Here is an 8689-nt window from a genome sequence, read left to right on the forward strand (position 1 = left end):
GCACAATGGGCAGCTTTAGATGCTTTTATCAGTGGTAACGAATACCTGAATAGCAGAAGAGGAAAATATGCTGAGCGTAATGGAGATGACGGAGCCTGGAGCAACATCATTGACCTGAAATTATTACAAGATTTCTCAATGAACTTTGGAGGTCCTAAAAAACACACTTTCCAGTTCTCAATAGATATCTTTAACTTTACTAACTTATTGAATGAGGAGTGGGGTAAGAAGAAATTTATTGGTAGCGAGGTAGCTTTGTTAAGAACAGAAACTGCAGGACCAGATCCGGAATTCTCGTTTGATACTGAATTGCCAGCTCGTTTGGTACAGTTAGACGATAACGGGATCCAAAGTTCCAGATGGCAAGCACAAGTTGGACTTCGCTATATCTTTAACTAAGAATCCTTACAGGTTATTTTATAGAACCCCGCCAACCGGCGGGGTTTTTAATGCCCAAAAATTAGTACATTTAAACCCTAAATAAATTACTATGGAAAACAGTCTTATGACAGATTGGATATCTGTTTTACATTCCTATTTTGCCTATATAGTCCTGGCCCTTTTGTTTCTCGCTGTAGCAAATGCCATTACAGGTCTTATCAGCAAACGTATGTTCACCCTGGAAAAGGACTATCGGTTAAGCCTGTTTGCCCTTATCCTTTGTCATCTGCAACTAGTGGTGGGCCTATTGCTTTATTTTATCTCTTCAAGCGGTTTCTATGCTGTTAAAACCCTGGGGATGGGAGGCCTTAATTCTGCAGCCCGTTTATTGGCAGTAGAACACCCATTAATAAATATTGTAGCCGTTGTTCTGATCACTATTGGCTGGTCCAGGCACAAGAAGTTTATGGAAGGAAACAAGAAATTTAAAAGTATTGCCATATTCTACGGACTGGGATTAGTGCTTATTTTAAGTCGTATACCCTGGGCACAATGGTTTAATTAAAATCAACATACTATGAAATATATATACACACTTGCAGCCTGCCTGTTTTCAGTCATTTTATTAGCCCAGGAAAGATCACTTTTTAATGGGGAAGACCTCACAGGCTGGACAATCTATGGCACCGAAAAATGGTATGTGGAAGATGGCCTTTTGGTCTCAGAAAGTGGACCCGATGCCCAATATGGTTATCTGGCTACAGATGAATCGTATAAAGATTTTGAAGTAAGCCTGGAATTCTTACAGGAAGCGGATGGCAACAGCGGGGTATTTATCAGATCAACAGTAGAAGGCACCAAGGTAAGTGGCTGGCAGGTTGAGGTGGCTCCCAAAGGAAAACACACCGGGGGCGTCTATGAATCCTACGGCCGTGGCTGGCTTGTTAAGCCGGAGGTGGAAAAGGAACTGATCTTAAGAGAAGGACAGTGGAATACCTTAAAGATCCGGGTAATGGGAGATCAACTTACCTCATGGCTCAATGGGGTACAGATGGTCAGCATTAATGATAAGGCCATTGGCGCCGGGGAAGGCTCCATAGCGCTACAGATCCATGACGGTGGAGGCATTAAAGTAAAGTGGCGGAATATTAAATTAATTGTTCCCGAGTAAAGACTGCTGCTTTATCAAATACATATAGACCGGAAAATGATCACTATAACCGCCAGTATAACGTCCTCCAGCATAGGTCCTTAGAGGATATCCTTTGTAAGGCCCCTGTTGTATCTTTAAAAATGGAGGATTATATATACCAGCCTTCCAAACTTGCATTGGCGCATTACCATTCCTTAAATTCCCGCTAACGTAAAACTGGTCGAAGAGGCTCCATCGGTCGCGATAAGCCAAACTTCCTTCTCCCTTTAAAAATAATTGTTCCATAGGATTAAAGAGTTCCTGATCTTTCAGATCTTTTGACTTTCCTTTTGTTCGAAGAACTTTTATAAAGCTGTAGTCTGTAGGATTATCATTAAAATCTCCCATACCTATGATCCTGGGAGCAAACGCTATTTGTTCTATGGAATCAATGATGCTTAGATTCAATTCGGCAGCGGCAATTCTATGGGGTCTGCTTCTTGTTTCACCACCACGACGGGACGGCCAGTGATTTACAATAAGATAGAAAGCTTCATTGTCCAGGAAGCCATACACCACTAGTTGATTTCTAGTGTATTCCCGAAATCTCTGTTCATTTAAAAGTTGTAGGGAGTGTTGTTTAATAGCTACCGGAAGAAAAGTTCTCTTATTGAATAACATGGCTACATCAATACCACGTTCATCAGGACCATCCTGGTGAATGATCCCGTAATTGAAATTGCGTAATACGGGATGTGCAACAAGATCTTGCAATACCTTCAGATTTTCTACTTCACATAGTCCGATGACATCTGGCGGTCTCATTCTATATCTTTCTCCAATTCCGCTAATCACTTTTGCCAGGTTTTCAATTTTCTTCTTATAACGTTCCTGGGTCCAGTGAAATGAACCTTCCGGGGTAAAAGCGTCATCAAATACAAGGGAATCTTTTAAGGTGTCAAATAAATTTTCCGCGTTGTAAAAGGCGATAGTATGTATTTGATACAAATTTTTGTCTTGCGCACTTATTACCAGGCCACAAAACAGAAATATACACATCCTTAAGACACTCATTATTATTTGATTTTGACCATCCTTTTGATCTAATGCCCAAGGTAGTATTCAAAGATGCAAGGGGGTTGCAGCACCTGCCATTATTTTGGTCCTGGTGAAAATGATAGTACAGTATTTATCCTGTCTAATTATGAAGAGGTGTTACAATATGTCAGAACAATTCAGATTTGCTCTCTTAATAGGGAGCGTTTTGAGTTTGTTTTTTATGCCCAGCGGAAAAGCTCAGTCTAATTTTATTACCGGAGTGGTGTTGGAGTACCGAAATCAAAGATCCCTGCAGGATATTGTTGTGCAATTGGAAGTAAGTAATGAAGAAACTCGTACTAATGAGAAAGGAGAATTTATCCTACGAACAGAATTAAAAGGGCAGCAGCAATTGATCTTCTCCGCAACAAACATGATTACTAAATACTATCCCGTATTCCTGGAAACTGATAGTATTCATATAGGTCCAATCTATATGGAGCAAAATTTAGCAATTGAAAAAACAGACAATTTGATAGCGCTAACGGAAGCAGACCTTTTTGATAATACTACCCTCGAAACTGCCTCAGGTTTATTACAAGCAACACGCGATGTATTTCTTTCCAGGGCAGCTTTTGATTTTAGTCAGGTTTATTTTAAAGTACGCGGATACGATTCCAATGAAGGTAAGGTCCTCATCAATGGTATACCCATGAATCGCACCTGGGATGGTAGACCACAATGGAATAATTGGGGCGGACTCAATGATGCTACACGGAGTCAGGAATTAGACTATGGCCTTTCTGGCTCCGAGAATGCTTTTGGAGGCCTATTGGGAAGTACCTCCATAGACATGTCACCATCCAATGCAAGACCGGGTTTGCGCTTTTCGGCAGCCACTTCTAACAGAACATACAGGAATCGGGTCATGGCAACCTACCATTCGGGGATTCGAAACAAAAGCCTGGCATACACTTTATCAATTTCACGTCGCTGGGCACAAGAAGGGTATTTAGATGGAACACATTACAATGCCTATTCTTTGTTTTCGGCTGTAGACTATACTTTTTTATCAAAACATACTTTGGGAATGGCTATGATCAATGCCTACAATAGCAGAGGAAGATCTGCGGCACTTACAGATGAGGTAGTCACCTTACTGGGACCAAAATACAATCCTTACTGGGGGTGGCAGGATGGCTCATTAAGATCATCGAGAATCAGAACCCTTCATGAACCAATATGGATGATGTACTATAAATACAAGTCGGGCGATATGCAAATAAGGGCGGCTTTGGCACATCAATCTGGAGAAATTGCCAGCAGCAGGGTAGGATATTACGATGCTCCAAACCCTGATCCTACCTACTACAGGTATATGCCGAGCTATTATATCAACAGTCCGATTGGGGCAAATTTTATTGGAGCAAATCAGGCAAAAGAAGCATTACTGGAAAATTCACAATGGCCATGGCCTACATTATATGAAGCGAATAGTAGAGATTCACGGCAACAAAATGCTGCTTACGTCTGGTATGATGATGTAAACAATGAAAGGTCACTTACCGGTAATGTACTGATGAATCTTGCATTGGGCCAAAAGTTCAAAATAGATACCGGTATTAGTTTTCAGCGTTCAGAGAGGCAGAGTTTTGCAAGGACCAGAGACCTTTTAGGTGGAAAGGAACTATTAGACAGTGATCCTTTTTCAAATACTCGCAATGATGTAAATGGCTCTCTTAGCAAGGAACAGAATGAGATCTTCAATTATAATTATACCATCAATACTCATTATTGGGAAAGTTTTTTACAAGCCCGTTTTTTTTGGAAACAATGGGACATTTTTGTCGCGGGGGATTATGCAGCAAGAGATTTTCAAAGAAACGGGCTTTTCTTAAATGAGCGTTACTTACAAAACTCCCTTGGAGAAGGGGAATTGAAGCTCTTTCACAACAGTTCTTTAAAAGGAGGACTGTCGTATAGGCTTACTTCACGGCATTGGTTCAAAGCCCATGCATTTCTGGGCACACGAGCCCCTCTCTTGAAGTCATTATTTATTAATCCCAGGGAGAATAATGAGACAGTTCCCAACATTTCGAATGAAAAAGTGAATAGTGTTGATCTGACCTATCTACTCCGAATGCCAAAACTTACCGCAAGGGCGTCCTCTTATTATACACGGTTTCAAAACACAACTGAGATAAATTTCTTTTATGTAGATGCCGGAGTTGGATCCGATTTTGTGCAGGAAGTTGCAACAGGCTTAGATAGACTTCACAAGGGGGTAGAAATAGGTGTAGTTTATGATCTGTCACCAACAACTAAAGCATCTTTTGTGACAGCCATTGGCTTACATCAATATGCAAGTGACCCTAATGTAACCATCAATTTCGATTCCGAAGGGGCCAGTGAAGATCTCCAGCGTAGTGAAGGAACTATTGATTTAGGTATTGCCGGCATTAAAAACTATCGTATTTCCCAAGGTCCTCAAACCGCCCTTTCAGTTGGGATGGAATACAGAGATCCATCTTATTGGTGGATAGCCGGAACAGCAAATTATCTGGCTAATAATTTTATTGATATTGCAATGATAACTCGAACATCAAGCTTTAAAATTGATCCAAATACTGGGATGGCATTTCCTGAGGCTTCAGAAGAAAGAATAAGAGCGATGCTTGAACAAAAATCGCTTCCATCTGTTTACCTACTTAATCTTATTGGAGGTAAGTCATGGTTGTATAATGATCATTACATCAGTGTTTTTTGCAGTATAAACAATGTATTGGACACCAACTATAAAACAGGTGGGTTTGAGCAAAGTAGAAATGGGAATTATGGACAGATGGTTCAGGATAATCTAAGTGGAAGCCCTTCATTTGGTCCCAAATATTGGTATGGCTTTGGAAGAACCTTTTTTCTCAATGTTGCAATTAGTTTTTAAATATTTTCCGGACCATGTCTCTACTTAAACCATATAGAATTTTAACCATTTTAATGATGGTATTTCTCGTTGCTTGCATCCGTTCAGATGATTGGGAACCGCCATCATCAGCTTGTAGCATTGACATAAAGCCGAATACTACTTTTCAAAACGTTTATGATCTGTATCAAGGTAGTACTAAAAAAATATTGGAAGATTTAGTACTTGAAGGGTACGTGATATCTTCTGATGAATCGGGAAATTTCTTCAATACCATACATATTCAGGATAAGGCTAGTAATCCCACAACGGGAATTCAAATAGAAGTGGATCTTCGCGATTCTTATTTACGTTTTTCTCCTGGAGATAAGGTGTATATTCATTTGAAGGGGCTATATCTGGGAAGGACCAAAGCAATTTTCAAATTAGGTAGTGCCTATACATCTTTTGGCAACTTTATTGTAGGCAGGATTCCCACACATGCTATAGGTAAGCACTTTGAAAAGAGCTGCGAAAAAGAATCTGTAATAGTTCCTTTCGTTTCAACAATAGAAGATCTTGAGTTTCAACACGCGAATACCTTGGTTACGATAGAAAACATTGAATTCAGTGAAGAAGAATTGGGAGGGTCATATGCAGTTGCGGAAGAAATGTCTAAACGAATCCTGATAGATTGTAATGACCAGCAACTGCTGTTGCTCAATAGTGGCTATGCAGATTTTTCACAGGAAATACTACCCGAAGGTATGGGCACCATCACAGGAATTTATTATCCGGAAAATGAGGTGCCACAATTGATTGTAAGATCTCAGGCAGATCTGAACTTTAATAAGGAACGCTGTGAAGACTTGATCACGGAGTTTACCTCAGACCATGTATTTATCTCAGAACTTGCAGATCCGGATAATGCTAGTACTGCTCGTTTTGTAGAACTATTTTATTCAGGGAATGATTCTTTATCACTCAATGGATGGCACCTCGATAGATATACCAATGGCAATACTACTCTGGGCTCCACTTTAGACCTTAGCGGTCGTATTATGTATTCTGGTCATACAATTGTAATAGCTTCAAATGCTGAATCTTTTGAACAGATCTATGGGGTTGTGCCAGATATGGAAGCGGGACTTAATAGTCCGGCCGATTCCAATGGTGATGATAACCTTGTGTTGGTTGATCCATTCGGGAATGTAATCGATGTTTTTGGGGTGGTTGGGGAAGATGGTTCTGGGACGAATCATGAATTTGAAGATGGTCGTGCTGTACGAAATACATTCGTTCAGAGAGGGAATACGGGGTATACCTTTTCAGAATGGACATTATACAATGATACCGGAAGTGCAGGGACCATAAATCAGCCACAAAACGCACCCCAGGACTTTTCCCCCGGTGTCAGAGATTAAGATACGGATTTCAGGTTTTGGAAGCACGCGAAGTATAGGCGTATTCCACTAGTTTTTCAAGCGTTGTATAGTCCAGGGCCTTTTGGTGAGTTGCTTCTAGTACAACTGGAGGAGCTACTCCTGCATTTTCTGCTTCGATCCATCTTGAGATACACAAACACCATTGATCGCCGGGTTTAAGACCCGGAAATTGCCATTGTGGTATGGGAGTTGTGAGGTCATTTCCGTGCTCTTTAGAATAGGCAAGAAATTCGGCAGTAACCCTTGCACAAAGCACGTGGGTGCCAGTGTCCGAATCCATTGTTTTACAAAAACCATCCCTGAAATACCCGGTCATTGGATCATAGCAGCATGGCTCCAGGGGCATCCCAAAGACATTAAAAACTTTCTCTTTCATACCACAATATACGGTATAAAATTATAGCCTACATTTGAAAAGTTGAAGCCTGTTTTTTTATATTTAGGAGTATGCAACAAGAATCTTTTTTTAATGCGATCAGACAAGGTGATCTGAAGGAAGTAGACAAAGCACTTAAGGAGCAACCTGATCTTGTTCATACCAAAGATCAGCGAGGTTCTACCCCCTTAATTTTAGCAGCTTATTACAATCATGGCGCAATTGTTAGATCATTATTGGAGCACGGAGCCCTGGTAGATGAGAAAGACGGGGTGGGCAATACCGCTTTAATGGGGGTCTGTTTTAAAGGATACGTGGAAATAGCGGAACTATTAATGAAAGCAGGAGCCAATGTAAATACCACCAATACCATGGGTGCCAGCTGCCTTATCTTTGCTATCACCTTTAACCAACCTGAAATAGCCCGCCTGCTAATAGCACATGGGGCCAATGTGGACATCAAGGATGCCCGTGGTAATTCTGCCTTAGATCATGCCAGAATGCAGGGCTTTGTTCATTTTGAAGATATTTTAACTCGTAAATAGGACCAAAACACAATGGATCTTCAACTCTCTATCGCTTTAATACAAACCTCCTTATTCTGGCAAGATCCTGGAAAGAACAGAGCATGGTTTTCAGAGAAGATCCGTGCCATAGAAAAGGCGGTAGACCTAATTGTTCTGCCCGAAATGTTTACAACAGGCTTTACTATGACCCCGGAAGCCATTGACAAAAATGAAGGTATCAAAACACTGCAATGGATGAAGTTTGAGGCTCAAACGACGGAGGCGGCAGTTGTAGGAAGTATTCCATTTTATGAAAATGGACAGTATACAAATCGGCTTTTCTTTGTTGAGCCCAATGGCAACTATCAGTATTATGATAAGCGGCATACCTTTACCCTTGCAGGAGAACACCTAACGTACGCTTCAGGGAAGGAGCTACTTATAGTGGATTATAAAGGCTTTAAAATATGTCCTTTGATATGTTATGATCTTCGTTTCCCTGTATGGTCCAGAAATACACAAGGCTATGATCTCTTGTTGTATGTTGCCAACTGGCCTAAACCAAGGATCACAGCATGGGATACCCTTTTAAAGGCAAGAGCCATAGAGAACATGGCATATTGCATTGGGGCTAACAGAATTGGGAAAGATGATAATAATCATGAATATGTAGGCCACTCAGCTTGTTACGATGCACTTGGAACACAATTGGAATTTTCAACAAAAGATGAGGTGCTACATACAATTATCAAAAAGGAAGACCTCATTGCTACCAGAGCTAAGTTGCAATTCCTGGAGGACAGGGACCATTTTACTCTTCAATAGGGAAGATCTGTTCTAGCTCCCAATTGGCTCTAACTTCTATCTCCTGAGGGAAATACACGATCTTTTCAGGTTGTAATTTTTCTAGGA

The 8689-nt window shown here is 40.7% G+C and carries 8 protein-coding genes and 1 pseudogene; 7 read left to right on the top strand and 2 right to left on the bottom strand.

The genetic code is table 11. The annotated features are described in order from the left end of the window. The 3 genes and pseudogenes from Q0X72_RS09130 to Q0X72_RS09140 form a co-directional block, all read left to right on the top strand. Positions 1-399: pseudogene (locus Q0X72_RS09130) on the top strand (TonB-dependent receptor); the annotation flags it as partial. Positions 400-490: 91 nt separating this feature from the next. Beyond that, complete coding sequence (locus Q0X72_RS09135; RefSeq protein WP_297764356.1) at positions 491-946, top strand: hypothetical protein; 456 nt, start codon at positions 491-493, stop codon at positions 944-946. 12 nt (positions 947-958) lie between these two features. Further along, entirely contained in the window at positions 959-1552 is a 594-nt protein-coding gene (locus tag Q0X72_RS09140) for a DUF1080 domain-containing protein (protein ID WP_297764359.1), read from the top strand. On the opposite strand, the gene Q0X72_RS09145 is transcribed toward Q0X72_RS09140, so the two are convergent. Next, entirely contained in the window at positions 1535-2587 is a 1053-nt protein-coding gene (locus Q0X72_RS09145; RefSeq protein WP_297764361.1) for an endonuclease/exonuclease/phosphatase family protein, read from the bottom strand. The two genes, Q0X72_RS09140 and Q0X72_RS09145, sit on opposite strands and share 18 nt — an antisense overlap. Before the next feature lie 205 nt (positions 2588-2792). Here Q0X72_RS09145 and Q0X72_RS09150 point away from each other — a divergent pair, with 205 nt between their 5' ends. Beyond that, positions 2793-5492 carry a TonB-dependent receptor gene (locus tag Q0X72_RS09150; RefSeq protein ID WP_297764362.1) on the top strand — a complete coding sequence of 900 codons (2700 nt, stop codon included), beginning with the start codon at positions 2793-2795 and terminating at the stop codon, positions 5490-5492. A gap of 53 nt (positions 5493-5545) precedes the next feature. Then, positions 5546-6874, top strand: a complete 1329-nt coding sequence (locus Q0X72_RS09155) for a DUF5689 domain-containing protein (RefSeq protein ID WP_297764364.1) — start codon at positions 5546-5548, stop codon at positions 6872-6874. Between the two features lie 10 nt (positions 6875-6884). Here Q0X72_RS09155 and Q0X72_RS09160 read toward each other — a convergent pair whose 3' ends face one another. Continuing rightward, positions 6885-7271 (bottom strand): DUF2237 family protein, encoded by a 387-nt coding sequence (locus Q0X72_RS09160; protein WP_297764367.1) that lies wholly within the window; start codon positions 7269-7271, stop codon positions 6885-6887. A 71-nt stretch (positions 7272-7342) separates the two neighbouring features. On the opposite strand from Q0X72_RS09160, the gene Q0X72_RS09165 reads away from it, so the two are divergent. Next, positions 7343-7816 (top strand): ankyrin repeat domain-containing protein, encoded by a 474-nt coding sequence (locus Q0X72_RS09165; RefSeq protein WP_297764369.1) that lies wholly within the window; start codon positions 7343-7345, stop codon positions 7814-7816. A 12-nt stretch (positions 7817-7828) separates the two neighbouring features. Further along, positions 7829-8602, top strand: a complete 774-nt coding sequence (locus Q0X72_RS09170; protein WP_297764371.1) for a nitrilase family protein — start codon at positions 7829-7831, stop codon at positions 8600-8602. Positions 8603-8689 lie beyond the last annotated feature (87 nt).

It is taken from the genome of uncultured Muriicola sp. (assembly GCF_947258935.1).
Taxonomy (GTDB): Bacteria; Bacteroidota; Bacteroidia; order Flavobacteriales; family Flavobacteriaceae; genus Muriicola.